Annotated in this window: 13 protein-coding genes; 7 read left to right on the forward strand and 6 right to left on the reverse strand. The window is 68.8% G+C overall.

Features of this window, described 5'->3' with window-relative positions; translation table 11 throughout:
* The first annotated feature begins 36 nt into the window (after positions 1 to 36).
* Together HNR00_RS11535 and HNR00_RS11540 are read left to right on the forward strand one after the other, a co-directional pair.
* Positions 37 to 1,434, forward strand: coding sequence for an ATP-binding protein (locus HNR00_RS11535; protein WP_183569354.1), 1,398 nt, complete (start codon positions 37 to 39; stop codon positions 1,432 to 1,434).
* The gene (locus tag HNR00_RS11540; RefSeq protein WP_183569356.1) at positions 1,431 to 2,108 is read left to right on the forward strand and encodes a response regulator transcription factor; all 678 of its coding nucleotides are present in this window, start codon (positions 1,431 to 1,433) and stop codon (positions 2,106 to 2,108) included. Before HNR00_RS11535 ends, HNR00_RS11540 begins: the two co-directional genes overlap by 4 nt.
* Before the next feature lie 339 nt (positions 2,109 to 2,447).
* Here HNR00_RS11540 and HNR00_RS11545 read toward each other — a convergent pair whose 3' ends face one another.
* The gene (locus HNR00_RS11545; RefSeq protein ID WP_183569358.1) at positions 2,448 to 3,098 is read right to left on the reverse strand and encodes a TerC family protein; all 651 of its coding nucleotides are present in this window, start codon (positions 3,096 to 3,098) and stop codon (positions 2,448 to 2,450) included.
* A 171-nt stretch (positions 3,099 to 3,269) separates the two neighbouring features.
* Positions 3,270 to 4,655 carry an SLC13 family permease gene (locus tag HNR00_RS11550; protein WP_183569360.1) on the reverse strand — a complete coding sequence of 462 codons (1,386 nt, stop codon included), beginning with the start codon at positions 4,653 to 4,655 and terminating at the stop codon, positions 3,270 to 3,272.
* Positions 4,656 to 4,914: 259 nt separating this feature from the next.
* On the opposite strand from HNR00_RS11550, the gene HNR00_RS11555 reads away from it, so the two are divergent.
* Positions 4,915 to 5,568, forward strand: coding sequence for a GntR family transcriptional regulator (locus HNR00_RS11555; RefSeq protein WP_183569362.1), 654 nt, complete (start codon positions 4,915 to 4,917; stop codon positions 5,566 to 5,568).
* Positions 5,569 to 5,974: 406 nt separating this feature from the next.
* Here HNR00_RS11555 and HNR00_RS11560 read toward each other — a convergent pair whose 3' ends face one another.
* The 4 genes from HNR00_RS11560 to HNR00_RS11575 all read right to left on the reverse strand — a co-directional run bounded on the left by HNR00_RS11560 (position 5,975) and on the right by HNR00_RS11575 (position 10,283).
* Positions 5,975 to 7,711 (reverse strand): TRAP transporter large permease, encoded by a 1,737-nt coding sequence (locus HNR00_RS11560; protein WP_183569364.1) that lies wholly within the window; start codon positions 7,709 to 7,711, stop codon positions 5,975 to 5,977.
* Entirely contained in the window at positions 7,708 to 8,376 is a 669-nt protein-coding gene (locus HNR00_RS11565) for a TRAP transporter small permease subunit (protein WP_183569366.1), read from the reverse strand. Before HNR00_RS11565 ends, HNR00_RS11560 begins: the two co-directional genes overlap by 4 nt.
* A gap of 391 nt (positions 8,377 to 8,767) precedes the next feature.
* A complete protein-coding gene (locus tag HNR00_RS11570) occupies positions 8,768 to 9,904 on the reverse strand; it encodes a TRAP transporter substrate-binding protein (protein ID WP_376770374.1) in 1,137 nt (378 codons plus the stop codon).
* Between the two features lie 49 nt (positions 9,905 to 9,953).
* Positions 9,954 to 10,283 (reverse strand): hypothetical protein, encoded by a 330-nt coding sequence (locus HNR00_RS11575; protein ID WP_183569370.1) that lies wholly within the window; start codon positions 10,281 to 10,283, stop codon positions 9,954 to 9,956.
* A gap of 302 nt (positions 10,284 to 10,585) precedes the next feature.
* Here HNR00_RS11575 and HNR00_RS11580 point away from each other — a divergent pair, with 302 nt between their 5' ends.
* The 4 genes from HNR00_RS11580 to HNR00_RS11595 all read left to right on the forward strand — a co-directional run bounded on the left by HNR00_RS11580 (position 10,586) and on the right by HNR00_RS11595 (position 14,416).
* Positions 10,586 to 11,584 carry an alpha/beta hydrolase family protein gene (locus HNR00_RS11580; RefSeq protein ID WP_246390553.1) on the forward strand — a complete coding sequence of 333 codons (999 nt, stop codon included), beginning with the start codon at positions 10,586 to 10,588 and terminating at the stop codon, positions 11,582 to 11,584.
* A gap of 136 nt (positions 11,585 to 11,720) precedes the next feature.
* Entirely contained in the window at positions 11,721 to 12,854 is a 1,134-nt protein-coding gene (locus HNR00_RS11585; RefSeq protein WP_183569373.1) for a metallophosphoesterase, read from the forward strand.
* A 128-nt stretch (positions 12,855 to 12,982) separates the two neighbouring features.
* The gene (locus HNR00_RS11590) at positions 12,983 to 13,201 is read left to right on the forward strand and encodes a hypothetical protein (RefSeq protein ID WP_183569375.1); all 219 of its coding nucleotides are present in this window, start codon (positions 12,983 to 12,985) and stop codon (positions 13,199 to 13,201) included.
* A 177-nt stretch (positions 13,202 to 13,378) separates the two neighbouring features.
* Positions 13,379 to 14,416 (forward strand): glycosyltransferase family 4 protein, encoded by a 1,038-nt coding sequence (locus tag HNR00_RS11595; RefSeq protein WP_183569377.1) that lies wholly within the window; start codon positions 13,379 to 13,381, stop codon positions 14,414 to 14,416.
* The last annotated feature ends 26 nt before the right edge of the window (positions 14,417 to 14,442 follow it).

The raw sequence follows: 14,442 nt of genomic DNA on the forward strand, positions 1-14,442 counted from the left end.
GTGTCCTCGCAGTCCCGACCGAGTCCGTCGTACCGCATGCCCCTGCGGCGGCGCCTCGTCGTCGCGATCACCGGGGTGATGCTCGTCACCCTCGGCATCGGCCTCACGCTCACCTACGCGCATGCCCGGCGCAAGGTCGATGTCGAGATGGCGGCCGCCCTGATGAACGGGCGCAACATCGTCGAGCGGGAGGTCGAGGAACTCGACGCCACGCCCGAGCCCGCCCGCGATCTGCCCGGCCTCGTGCGGGTCTTCGACGGCCACCGCCACATCCGGGCCCGGCTGATCGACGCGGACGGCGCGACGCTCTTCGCCTCGACACCGGACGAGGAGGGGGAGGTGCCCACGCTGCTCCTGCGGGTACTCGGCGGGCCGGTGCGGACCTATCGCCGTGAGGTCGCCCTGTCCTCGAACCGGCGCGGCGCCGTGGTGCTGGAGACGGATGCGCGCAGCGAGGTCGGCGAGGTCTCCGGCGACGCTGCCCTCGACCTGACCGTGCTGCTGATCCTGTTCGTGCTGGTGCTGGCCGCGGTCAACCTGATCCTGGCGCGCGCGCTCGCCCTGTTCGCGCCGCTCGACCGCGCCTTCGAGCGGATCGGCCGGGGCGACTACGCGGTGCGCGTCGCCGAGGCCGGGCCGCCGGAATTCGCCCGCCTCGCGCGCAGTTGCAACGCCATGGCGCGGGAACTGGAGCGAATGGACGGCCAGACCCGCCGCCTCGCCCGGCAGCTCTCGATCGTGCAGGAGGAGGAGCGGGCCGATCTCGCCCGCAACCTGCACGACGAGGTGAGCCCGTTCCTGTTCGCCGTCGAGGTCGATGCCCGCGCGATCCGCGACCTGTCCGAGAGCTCGCCCGCCATCGCGGCGCGGGCAGAGGCGATCGGCGAGGCCGCCGCCCATCTGAAGCGCGAGGTGAAGGGCCTGCTCGGTCGCCTTCGGCCCGAGACGACGCCCGATCTCGGCCTCGCCGAGACGATCGAGGATTTCGCCGCGCGCCTGCGCCTGCGGCATCCGGCCGTGGCGATCGAACTCGATGCCGCCCTGACCCGCGAGCCCGATCCGGCGCTCGCCCAGGCCCTGCATCAAATCGCCCGCGAGGCGATCGGCAACGCCCTCCAGCACGGACGCCCGACCCGGATCGAGATCGCCCTGAGCGAGGCGCCGGACGGCCTGCGCCTGCGGGTCGCCGACGACGGCGGCGGTCCGCCCGCGGCCGGCCGCGCTCCGGCCAAGACGCCAACCAAGACGCCAACCAAGCCGCCAACCAAGCCGCCGGGTTTCGGCATCCTCGGCATGCGTGAGCGCGTCGCCGCCCGCGGCGGGCGCTTCGTCTGGCGCGAGCGCGGCTCTCCCCGCGGAATCGTAGTCGAGGCTGTCCTGCCCGTGTCCCATCCGGTCGAGGTTGCCAGGTCCCCCCGAGAGGTGACAGCATGAACGTCCTCGTCGTCGACGACCACACCGTGATGCGCCAGGGCGTCCAGCGCCTGCTCGCCGCGATCGATCGGGTCAGCGTGATCGAGGCCGGCAATGCCCGCGACGCGATGCTCGCCGCCCGGCGCGAGCGGCCGGACCTCGTCGTGCTCGACATCAACCTGAAGGAGACCTCCGGCCTCGACCTGCTGCGCCGCTTCCGCCTGGAATGGCCGACGCTGCGCGTCGTGGTGTTCAGCATGTATGCCGACGTGGTCTACGCCCGCAGCGCGCTCCGGCTCGGGGCGCTCGGCTTCGTCTCCAAGAGCGCACCGGCCGAGGAGTTGGTCGCCGCCGTCCGCCGCGGGCTGCGGGGCGAGGGCTACGTCGATCAGGAAACCGCGCAGGCTCTCGAACGTGCTCCGGCCGCCGGGGACGAAGGGCGACGCCTGTCCGGACGGGAGGCGGAAGTCCTGCGGCTGCTCGCCGATGGCAAGAGCCTCAGCGGCATCGCCGAGACCCTGGGCGTCGCCTACAAGACGGTGGCCAACCAGTGCACCCGCATCAAGGAGAAGCTCGGCATCGACCGCACCTCGGAACTGATCCGCTTCGCCATCGAGAACCGGGGGTCGGACGTGATGTCGGAGGATTGGCGTGCCAACCCGTCGGGGCAGGATCGCACACCGCCGAGGACGTGATCCCGAACTGCCGGCTCATCTGGATTCAGAGCGCCCGACAGCACGGCACGATGTGGTCGGTGAGGCATGGGTCGGGTTACGGCCCGACCTCTGCTTCCCGACGATCTCTGGACCGAGGTCGCCCCGCTCCTGCCGCCGCCACGTCCGCACCCGAAAGGGAGCCGGCCTCCGATCGAGAACCGTGCCGCGCTCTTTGACTCAGGCCGAGATCAACCCTTGGCCGCCCGAACCGAACGGACGCCGGACAATTCGGGGCGGTTCGATGCGCGGCACAACAAGGATCGAGAGCCCAACCCGATGCGATCCGGCCGGATGGGGCTCCCGTGCCGAACTCGGGCGTCAGGCCTGACCGATGCCGGTGTAGCTGCTGACCAGAGGCCAGACCTCGAGGAAGCCGCGATAGACCATGTCCAGGGCCACATAGAGGATGATGGCGAGGCCGATATAGCCGATCCAGTGGTACTTCTGCAGCAGGCGCGCGATGAAGCTCGCGGCCAAGCCCATCAGGGCGATCGACAGGGCAAGGCCGAAGACGAGGACCGCCGGATGCTCGCGCGCGGCGCCGGCCACGGCCAGCACGTTGTCGAGCGACATCGACACGTCGGCCACGACGATCTGCCATGCCGCCTGCCCGAAGGTCTTGCGCGGGGCGTTGGCGGCGGCCTGGTCCAGGGCCGCTGCGGCCTCGTCCGGGTTCGCATGGCCCGCGCGCAGCTCGTGCCACATCTTCCAGCAGACCCAGAGCAGCAGCAGGCCGCCGGCGAGCAGCAGGCCGACGATGGCGAGCAACTGGGTGACGAGGCCGGCGAAGATGATGCGCAGGACCGTGGCGGCGGCGATGCCGATCAGGATCGCCTTGTTGCGCTGCTCCTTCGGCAGGCCCGCCGCCGCCAAGCCGATCACGACCGCGTTGTCGCCGGCCAGGACCAGATCGATCATGATGACCTGTAGCAGAGCCGATAACGACTCCGCCGTGAAGAATTCACCCATCTAAGACAGCCCCCGATTTGTGACGATCGTGCCTGACGACACTGCAAGCTGCGCCTTGGGACGCGCCCTTACAGGGTCCTATCTTTTTGTAAATACGGCCGGCACGGTGCCGGTGAACAGCGCCGGGGGTGGTGAAACCCCCGGCGCGGAACGGGCCGTGCGATTCGGTCGTCAGGCGATGACGATGAACAGGAGCCACACCACGACAGGCGCGACAACCGTGATGAGGGCGCCGTAGGCCATCAGCTTGCGGAAGAAGACGTCCCGGTCGACGTTCTTGGCCGTGGCGAGCACGATCGCGCCGTTGGTCGAGAACGGGCTGACGTCGACGATGGTGGAGGAGACCGCCATCGCGCCGATGAAGCCCACCGGGTTGACGCCGGTGCCGGCCTGCAGGAAGGGCACCGCGAGCGGGATCAGCGAGCCCAGCACCGCCGTGGAGGAGGCGAAGGCCGAGACCACCGCACCGATGAAGCAGAGCAGAAGGGCCGCGATCATCGGCGAGGCGAGGCCGGCGACCGAGGTGCCGACGAAGGAGATCGTGCCCATCTTCTCCAGCACGAACACGTAGGTGCTCACGCCGGTGATCAGCATGATCTCGGGCCAGCTCACCTGACCGATCGCCCGTTTCTGCAGGTTCGGCGCCATCAGCGACAGGATCAGGCCGATGGTGATCGAGACGAAGCCGATATCCTGGTTGAACACCAGCACCAGCACGGCGAGCGCCACGAGCCCGACCAGCGTCAGCGCCTGATAGACGCGCGAGCCTCCTTGCGTCGGCGCGGGCTCATCCTCGGCCATCGTGTCGTCGATGATCCGGGCGAGCTTCCGCTCCTCGGACAGGGCCTCGGATTCCGAATCGCCGAACGCCTGGGGACCGCGCTGGGCCGTCGCCACGCGCGTCCGCGGCACCGGCTCGTCGCCGGGGCCGCCGGCGAGCGCGGCTCTCGCGCCCATCAGCTTGCGCCCGCCCATCAGGAAGAACAGGATCACCGAGACCGCGAGGTTGACGCCGAGGCTCGCGAAGAAGGTGAACAGCTCGTTGAGCGGCAGGCCCGCCTTCGCCACCACCGTGTTGGTGATGCCGCCGTAGATGCTGATCGGCGAGAAGCCGCCGCCCTGCGCGCCGTGGATGACGAGCAGGCCCATCAGCAGCGGGTTGATGTTGTAGCGGGCGGCAAAGCCCAGCGCGATCGGGGCGATAATCGCCACCGCCGCCGGGCTCACGGCGCCGACCGAGGTAAGCGCCCCGGTGATGCCGAACATGATCCACGGGATCGCGGCGATCCGGCCGCGCACGGCCTTCACGGCGAGCTGGACCAGCCAGTCGATCGTGCCGTTGTTCTGCGCGATGGCGAACAGGTAGGTAATGCCGACGAGCGTCAGGAACAGGCTGCCGGGAAAGCCGGCGATGATGTCCTTGGCCGTCATGCCCGCCGCCAGCGTGCCGACCAGGAAGGCGCCGACGAAGGCCAGCACGCCCATGTTCACCGGCCAGATCGTGGCCACGACGAACATGGCGCCGAGCGCGTAGATCGAAATCAGTTGTGGCGTCATGCCGTCTCCTCCGGGGTCGGCCGCCGTCGTTGCGGGGCCGTTCGAATGGGGCGGCTTGGGTGCCGGCCTCCGCTTGTGTGCTTTGTAGGTTTTTTCGTACTCAGAAACAAGAACCTTGTATACAATAATGACGTTGATGGATTTTCAGCGCGCCGCTACGGTGTCCGGAGCATCGGCCCGAGAGGGGGAACCCGGTTTTCGAAAAAGCCGATGCGGCACGGGAACCCGGCACGATGCGCCGGGTGATGCGGGGGGAGACATGCGCCGCGCCGAAGCGCTGAGGGATCAGCTCGAGCAGGACATCGTGACCGGCTATTTCCGGCCCGGCGACCGCTTGGACGAGCAGAGCCTCGCCACGCGCTTCGGCGTGTCGCGCACGCCGATCCGGGAGGCGCTGATGCAGCTCGCCTCGACCGGGATGGTGGAACTGCTGCCGCGCCGGGGCGCCTTCGTGACCAACCTCTCGATCCGGGAGGTGATCGAGCGCTTCGAGACCATGGCGGCTCTGGAGGGGATGTGCGGGGCGCTCGCCGCCCGCCGGATCACCGACGCGCAGCGCGTCGAACTCGCCACCGCGCACCGGGACTGCCAGGAGGCGACCCGCGCGGGCTGCGCGGACACCTACTACTACGCCAACGAGCGGTTCCACCGGGCGATCTACGAGGCCTGCCACAACCGCTACCTCGCCGAGCAAGCGGGGCAACTCCATACGCTGTTGAAGCCGTTCCGGCGGCTGCAATTGCGGGCGCGGCACCGGGTCTCGCAATCGCTCGACGAGCACGGGGCGATCGTCGAGGCGATCCTGGCCGGCGATCCCGCGCGGGCCGAGCAGGGCCTGCGGGATCACATCCTGATTCAGGGCGAGCGCCTGAACGACTTCATCAGCAGCTTCGGCGCGGCCGAAGTCGCCTGATCGTTACCGGCTTCAGCGCACCGGGACGCCGAACCGCCAGGACAGGGCGTGGCCGAGTTCGGGGCGTGCGGTCTCGCGCGTTCTTGCGAACCGTGCGACCTCGAATCCGAGCCGCCGACGGTGCGCGGAAGCGAGAGCGCCGAGAAGGGACGCGACGACCGAAGCCGGGGACAGGTGCCCGGATTTAGGGGTAGCCCGGCGGTCGGTCTGCGACAGGGAACGGGGTGCCATGATGCGTCTCCGGAGCCGAAGGCTCGGTTGCGTCAGGCGTTTCCTCCATCCGTCACATGGTGCCCGCGTCGCTGCGCTGCAACATGGCCCTCGTCCCGGTATCGCCGGGACAGCCATGCGCCGGGGCGAGGGTGCCGGGCGGACGGGGCGCCCCATCCGCCCGCGTCGAGGGCGATCAGTTGCCGTAGAGGTAGGTCGGCAGCCACAGCACCATGCCGGGCCAGAGATACATGATGACCATGCACAGGATCACGATGCCCATATACGGCATCATGCCTGCGAAGATCTGGTTCAAGGTCACGTGCGGGGGCGAGACGCCCTTGAGGTAGAAGGCCGACATCGCCACCGGCGGCGAGAGGAAGGCCGCCTGCAGGTTCACGAAGACCAGCACGCCCCACAGGATCGGGTCGATGCCGAAATGCTTCAGGAGCGGCATGAAGATCGGCACGAAGATGATGATGATCTCCGTCCATTCCAGCGGCCAGCCGAGGACGAAGATGATCGCCTGGGATAGGATCATGAACTGGAGCGGCGTCAGCCCGAGCGAGAGCACCCATTGCTCGACCAGCGCCTGACCGCCGAGCAGCGCGAACACCGCCGAGAACAGCGCCGAGCCGACGAACAGCCAGCAGATCATTGCGGTGGTCTTGGCGGTGAGGAACACCGCCTCCTTGGTCCGCTTCCAGTTCAGGGTCCGGGCCTGGAGGGCGAGGACGAAGGCGCCGGCCGCCCCCACGGCGGCCGATTCCGTCGCGGTGGTGATGCCGAACAGGATCACGGCCAGCACGAGGAAGGAGAGGATGCCGAGCGGCATCACCGAGGAGGAGAGGAGCTTCAAGACCTCGAACCGCTCCGCGTCCATCCGGCGGTAGTAGCGGGCGAGCACGACGAGGCTGAGCGCCGAGACGACGGCGAAGCTCCAGTAGAAGCCCATGGCCGGGGCGGCATCGACCGCGACCGCCTCCGGCGCCGGCCCGCCGCCGAGCACCTCCAGCCCCTCGGGCGGCGCGTCGTCGCGCTTGGCCGTCTGGTAGATGGTGACGTACCACCAGACGATGCCGAGCACGGCGCTCGTCATCAGGAAGGGCACCAGCGCCGTGCCGAAGTTCTTCAGCGCCTTTCCGCGCGGAATCGCGGCGGCCGCCGTGCCGAGCTTGGCCGGCGCGAAGCTCGCGCGGAACAGCCCGACCAGCATGTTGTTGGAGGCCGCCGCCTGGAGGCGCAGCATCCAGTCCTCCACCGGCACCCTCGTCTGCTCCTCGGGAAGGCGCGGGGCGATCTTCGGCTGCAGCATCGCCCAGCCGATGATGTAGGCGACGTAGAGCAGCGCCAGGAAGAAGCCGGGGAAGATCGCCGCCGCGTAGAGCTTGACCACCGACTGGCCGGCCACGGCCGCGTAGACGATGATCATCACGGAAGGCGGGATCAGGATGCCGAGGGTGCCCCCGGCGGTGATGACGCCGGCCGCCAACCGGGTGTCGTAGCCGGCCTTGAGCATCGGGTTCATGGCGATGACGCCCATGAGCACGACGACCGCGCCGACGAGGCCGCTGGCGATGCCCCAGAAGGTGCAGACGATCAGCGTCGCCACCGCCAGCGAGGCCGGCACCCGCCGGAACGAGAGCTGCACCGCGTAGAACATCTTGTCCACCAGCGCGCCGCGCTCCATCACGTAGCCCATCAGGACGAAGAGCGGGATCGAGATCAGCACGTCGTTGGTCATGGCGCCGTAGGTGCGCTGGACCATGAGGTCGAAGATGCGGTTGTCGATCAACGCCTCGTTCGGATTGTAGAAGGCGTAGAAGCCGAAGAAGATGCCCAGCCCCATCAGCGTGAAGGCGGTGGGGAAGCCCATCATGATCGCGACGACGATCAGTCCGAGCATCAGCAGGCCGAGGCCCGGATCGGTCATGTGGTCTGGTCCCCTGCCATGCCGCGCTGGCGCGCGGATTCCTCGATCGCGTGGGCGCGGGCGATCGCGGCCTCGCGCGCGGACGCATCGACGTGCTCGCTCTGGGCGAGCTGTTCCTCGACGACGTCGATCTCGCTGACGTCGCGCAGGCGGCTCGGCCACGCGCCGGTGCGCAGGCAGACGATGCAGCGCACGATCTCGGCGAAGCCCTGGAGCATGATCAGCGCGCCCGCGACCGGGATCACCGTCTTGAAATGGTAGATCGGCGGCCCGTCCGCCGTGGTGGTGGAGTGCTCCCCGATGCGCCAGGACAGCGCCGCGTAGTCGTAGCCGGCATAGATCAGCGCCATGATGCCGGGGATGAAGAAGACGAAGTAGAGAACGAGGTCGAAGGCGGCCTGCGTCCGCGGGCGCATCGACCCGTAGAGGAAGTCGCCCCGCACATGCGCGTTGTTGGCCAGCGCATAGGCGCCGGCCAGCATGAAGAGTGTGCCGTAGAAGATGTTGCTGGCGTCGTAGATCCACGCCGTCGGCATGTTGAGCCAGTAGCGCTTCACCACTTCGAGGCAGATGAGCACCATCAGCCCGATGATCAGCCAAGCCGCGGCCTTGCCGACCCAGGTCGAGAGGGCATCGACCGCGTGGAGGAAGCGCTGCACGCTCATGCGGAACCCTTGCAGGGGGAGGGGCCGTCCGGCGCGCGGCCGGACGGCGGGTGTCGTGGCGGCGAAGCGGGCCGGATCGCTCCGGGACCACCTCTCCGGTGCTCAAGGGCCGCCTTCACGGCCCTCGTCCCACCCTCGCCCTCATCCTGAGGTGCCGCGAAGCGGCCTCGAAGGAGGGCTCCAGGGATCGCGCGATACGCGGGAGCCCTCCTTCGAGGCTGAGCTGACGCTCAGCACCTCAGGATGAGGGAGTGGAATGGGAGTCGGATCGGTGGCGCCGTCACCGCGCCCCGATCGATCGGGCGGGTCCTCACGAAGCGCCCATCGTCGGCAGCGCATTCCGGCCAGGAGTGCGCCGCCAAGCGTTTCGTGAGGCCTACTCGAAAAAAAATCAGATCTTCTTCGCCGCGGCGTTCTGGCCGAAGTAATGGTCGAAGGCCATGCGCCGGTTGACGATCGTGTCCTGCTCCCAGCGCGCGGTGCGCTCGGCGAAGGCGATCTGCGAGGCGATGATCTCTTTGAACAGCGGGTTGTCCGCGGCCTTCTTCTTGACGACCTCGTCGTAGACGTCGAGCTGTTTCTTGAGAACCGCGTCCGGTGTCTTGTAGAACTTGACGCCCTTGCCCTGCAGCTCCTGATAGGCCTTCGAGTAGCGGTCGATCGCCTTCCACTGCATGTCCTGCGAGGCGGCCTCGGTCGCGTTGGCGATGATCGCCCGCAGGCGCTCGGGGAGCGCATCGTACTTGGTCTTGTTGAACAGGATCTCGAAGGATTCCGCGTTCTGGTGGTAGCTCTGCAGCATGCAGACCTTGGCGACGTCCGAGAAGCCGAGCGCGAGGTCGGAGGCCGCGTTGTTGAACTCGGCCGCGTCGAGCAGGCCGCGATCCATCGAGGAGACGATCTCGCCCGCGGGCAGCGCGTTCACCGCGGCGCCGAGGCCGGTGAGCACGTCGATCGAGATGCCGACGGTGCGGAACTTCAGGCCGTTGAGGTCGTCCGCCTTGGCGATCGGCTTCTTGAACCAGCCGAGCGGCTGCGTCGGCATCGGCCCGTAGGGCATCGAGACGACGTTGGCGCCGATCGAGGCGTAGAGCTTCTCGAGAAGCTCCTTGCCGCCACCGTATTTGTGCCACGCCATCAGCATGTTGGCGTCCATGGCGAAGCCCGGGCCGGAGCCCCACAGGGCGAGCGCGGTCTGCTTGCCGTAATGGTAGACCATCACACCGTGGCCGCCGTCGAGGGTGCCCTTCGAGACGGCGTCGAGCAGGCCGAAGGCGGGCACGACCGCGCCCGCGGGCAGCACCTCGATCTTGAGGTCGCCGCCGGTCATGTCGTTGACCTTCTTGGCGTAGTCGAGCGCGAACTCGTGGAAGATGTCCTTGGCGGGCCACGTGCTCTGCCAGCGCATGCTGACCGGCCCCTGCGCCTTCACGACGGTCGGTGCCGCGACGACGGTCGCGGCCGTCGCGGCCACGCCCAGGAATCGGCGGCGCGTCGCGCGCCGGCCGGTCGGCTCCCGTGAACTCATCCTCATCCTCCCTCACGCGCAGCCTTTGGCGGCCGGCTTGGGAGCGATTCTAAGCCTGAATATCGTATCCTGTCTTCCGTTTTGCGCACGGATCGCGACGCATTCGGCCACCTGTCCCCATGTCGCAGGCCGGTGAACGGCCTGGGCCGCCGGCCCGACGACAGTCGAACGGCACCGAGGGTTCGCCGTCGGAGCGTTCGAATCGGTCGTCGGACGCGTCGAGCGGGCCGAATCCCATCTCCGTGTCGTGGCGCCCGGCTCGATTCTGTCCCCGCCGATCGCCGTGCGCGACGGCTTGATCCCGGATCTTGAGACGACCGACGACGAGGGCGAAGTCGGGATCGTAAAAGCTTCGCGCGATCTGCCATCCCTGCAGCATCCCGTTCCTTCGGGGGGTCCTCGGACTGCGCCGCCCGCCGTCGCTCGAAATCTTTTACGCGTGCGCCAGCGAAGCCGGGAAACCGCGCGCCTGCATCTGCGACCCTGTCCGCGGGCAGGCGCCATCGGCGGGATGGTCTTGAACAGGGCCGCACGCGGTGTGCGCCACCTCACCGCGCCCCGTGACGACGAGGGCCTAACTCGGCCGTGTGCATGGATGTCGCCGACATCTCGTAGAGGCAGGCTCCCTTGAGGGACGAATTCTTCCCGCGCCCCGGAATCAACCGGCGTCGCTTCGGAGCCATGCTCGTCGGCGGTTTCGCGGCCGGCGTGGCGGCCCGTACCATCCGTCCGGCCGCAGCGGCTCCCGAGGACGTCCGCATCGCCGATCTGGACTGGGTCGATGCCCGACGCGACCGCCGCGTGCCGGCGCGCCTGTACTGGCCGTCCGCGGCGGCGCCGGCAGGTTCCGTTCCCCTGATCGTCTTCTCGCACGGCCTCGGTCAATCGCGGACGGGCTACAGCTATCTCGGGCGCCACTGGGCGGCCCGTGGCACCGCAAGCCTCCACGTGCAGCATGTCGGGAGCGATCGCAGCGTCTGGGCCGGCAATCCGTTCGAGGTTCTCGATCGCGTCAACGTGGCGGCGGACGAGCGCGAGGCCCTCGCCCGGGCCGCCGACGTGAGCTTCGCCCTCGACCGCATCCTCGATGCGAACAGCGCCTTCGCGGCCTTCATCGACCGCTCGCGCCTCGTCGCCGCCGGCCATTCCTACGGCGCGAACACGACCTTGATCGTCGGCGGGGCGCGCGTCGTCCGCGACGGCAGGACGCTCGACCGCAGGGACCCGCGCTTCAAGGTCGGCATCGTCGTCTCGGCGCCGCCCTTCTACGGCGAGCGCGACCTGAACGCCGTGCTCGCCGCCGTCACCATGCCGACCTTCCACGTGACCGCAACGGAGGACGTGATCGCGTTGCCGGGCCGGCGCTCACCCGTCCAGGACCGCCTCGACGTCTACGCCGCGGTCGGGACGACCAGGAAGGCGTTGGCCGTCTTCCAGGGCGGATCGCACAGCATCTTCACCGATCGGGCCCTGACGGGCGGGGTGACGCTCAATCCGCAGGTGAAGCAGGCGACCGCGGAAGGTGCGCTGGCCTTCCTCGACCTGGCCTTCCGGGGCGATCCCTCACCCTTGGCATCGTGGAGCGAGACGTGGCGGCCGATCCTCGCCGTGGCGCCCACCGCCTACCCCGTCGGCGAATCCTCGCGGAACCCGTCACGCCGAGACCGTTCCCGCTCTTAGAGCAACGTGCTGGATACGATATCCAGCACGTTGCTCTAAGTTCTTGTGCCGCATCGGCTTTTTCCGAGAGCCGGTTCCCACCTTTCGGGCCGATGCTCCAGCGGTCGCGCCGATACTCGCTCCGCTCGGACGGTCCATGTTCCACCTGATCTTCGGTCTGCCCTGTCTCTACGTCGTCGCCAGGGTGCTGTGGCCCCTGCCGTTGCCGTTCGCGCTGAAGGCCTGCATCGCGGTCCTCCTGCTCGTCGCGTCCCAGTACCATCTGTGGAGCCGCCTCTCGTCCGGCTCGGTGTTCTCACCCGAGTTTCCGCGCGCGCTGATCCTCCTTTTCAACTGGGCCTTCGGCGCCATCGTCCTGCTGGCGGCGATGCAGGTGGCGCTCGATGTCGTGGCGCTGGCCGGCAGGCTCGCGCCCGGAGGCGGCTGGGCGATTCCCGTGGGGTGGCGCTACGCCGAGGCCGCCCTGGCCATGCTTCTCTCGGCGGTCGCGGTGCAGCAGGCCGTGCGGGTGCCCCCGCTCAAGGACGTCACCGTCACGATCGAGAACCTTCCGCCCGCCTTCGACGGCTACACCCTTCTCCAGCTGACCGACCTGCATCTCAGCCGCCTGTTCCCGTCAGATTGGGCGCGCGAGGTCGTGGCACGATCCAACGCCCTCGGCACGGACCTCATCGTGGTCACCGGAGACCTGATCGACGGATCCCTCGCCGCCCGCCGCGCCGACGTCGAACCCCTGCGCGATCTCCGGGCTTCCGACGGGGTCTGGCTGATTCCCGGCAACCACGAATACTTCTTCGAGTACGCCGCATGGATGCACCACTATGCCGGACTGGGCCTCGGCGTGCTCGCGAACCGGCACACGGTCCTGAGACGCGGCGACGAGGCTCTGGTCCTGGCCGGCGTGACCGACCTCTCGGCCGCGCATTCGGGCCAGCCGGCTCACGACCTCGATGCGGCCCTGGCCGGTGCGCCGGTCGGTGCTCCGATCGTCCTCCTCGACCATCAGCCGCGGGATGCGGCGCGGGCGGCGGCGAAGGGCGTGGCCCTGCAACTGTCCGGTCATACGCATGGCGGGATGATCGCGGGGCTCGACCGGCTGGTCGCACGGGCCAACGGCGGCTACGTCTCGGGTGCGTACGCGGTCGGCGGCATGACGCTCTACGTCAACAACGGCACGGCCCTGTGGCCGGGCTTCGCCCTCCGGTTGGGCCCTTGGTCCGAGCTGACGCGCATCACGCTGCGAGCCGGAGTTCGGCCCCGCGCGAACTGACGGAGGCGGATTCTCGACGGCCCTCCGAGGCCTCGCCCGGAGCTCGGCGGAAGCGGGGCCCGCGCGGACCGTTCAGCACGCGCGCCCAGATCACGCCGCCGACGCGCCGGAACGGCACCGACCCGACGATGCAAGGCACGTCCGACCGCCGGCCGGACAAGGTCTTCGTCGCGTATCGGGTGTCCAAGCCCGGCGACCCGGCCACGCCGATCCTGAAGAAGCGCTCCAAGTTCGACAACGACGCGGGCGCGCAGCACCGCCCGCTCCGGCCGGAACACGCCGCCACCGCCCGGCGCGCGTGTCCGTCCTCTTCCGATCGTCGACATGATCACCGCCACGATATTTAGGCATCTAATCAAATTTCTTGATTTCATGGTTCATTTTTGAAGATCACCCACTGTCATCGGAACGTAAAAATCGAAATGTACCGCTGAATGAATGCTTCGGGAGCGGCGGACAGACCGTTGCACTGCGGATGAACCGTAGGCCTGCGTTGTTGGTCGGCTAAAGGGACTGCCAGCGAAATGCGGGTGTTGGTCGCGACGGATGCCTGGGCTCCGCAAGTCAACGGTGTGGTCCGAACCCTGACCTCGCTCGCGCGATCCGCTCCCCAGGTCGGGATGGAGATCGTGTTCCTGTCGCCGGAGGGATTTTCGAGCTTCCCGGTGCCGAGCTATCCCGGCCTGCATCTGGCGATCCCCGACAGCCACGAAATCGCGCGCCGGATCGAGGCGGCGCGGCCGGACGCGATCCACGTGGCGACCGAGGGGCCGATCGGCCACGCGGTGCGGGCCTACTGCCTCCGGCACCGGTTGCCGTTCACCACGAGCTTCACCACGAAGTTCCCGGAATACATCGCGGCGCGCTTCTTCGTGCCGGCGACCTGGAGCTACGGGGTGCTGCGCCGCTTCCACGCCGCCGGCCGGGTGACGATGGCCTCGACCGGCTCGCTGGTGCGCGAGCTGCGCGGGCGCGGCTTCCGGCGGCTGGGCCTGTGGACGCGCGGGGTCGACACCGAGCTGTTCACGCCGGAACGCGCCGCGCCCCTCGACCTGCCGCGGCCGATGTTCCTCAATGTCGGCCGCGTCGCCGTCGAGAAGAACCTCAAGGCCTTCCTCTCCCTCGATCTGCCGGGCTCGAAGGTGGTGATCGGCGCCGGTCCGCAGCTCGACGAGCTGAAGGCCCGCTATCCCGATGCTCACTTCCTCGGCGAGCGCCACGGAGCGGACCTCGCGGCCCATATCGCGGCGGCCGACGTCTTCGTCTTCCCCAGCCGCACCGACACCTACGGCGTCGTCCAGCTCGAAGCTCTGGCCTGCGGCGTGCCGGTCGCGGCCTTCCCGGTCACCGGGCCGCGGGACGTGATCGGGGGCCATGCCGTCGGCGTGCTCGACGAGGATCTCCGGGCCGCCTGCCTCGGTGCCCTCAACGTCTCCCGCGCCGAGTGCCGCGCCTTCGCGCTCGGCCGCTCGTGGGAGGCCAGCGCCCGGCAATTCGCCCGCAACGTGGCGCGGGCGCGCATCCGCAGGCCGATCGGGACCGCCGCCGGGGCGACGGCCTGACATCACTTCCCTCAAGGAGCTTCGTT

Source organism: Methylorubrum rhodinum, assembly GCF_014199935.1.
In the GTDB taxonomy this organism is placed as follows: domain Bacteria; phylum Pseudomonadota; class Alphaproteobacteria; order Rhizobiales; family Beijerinckiaceae; genus Methylobacterium; species Methylobacterium rhodinum.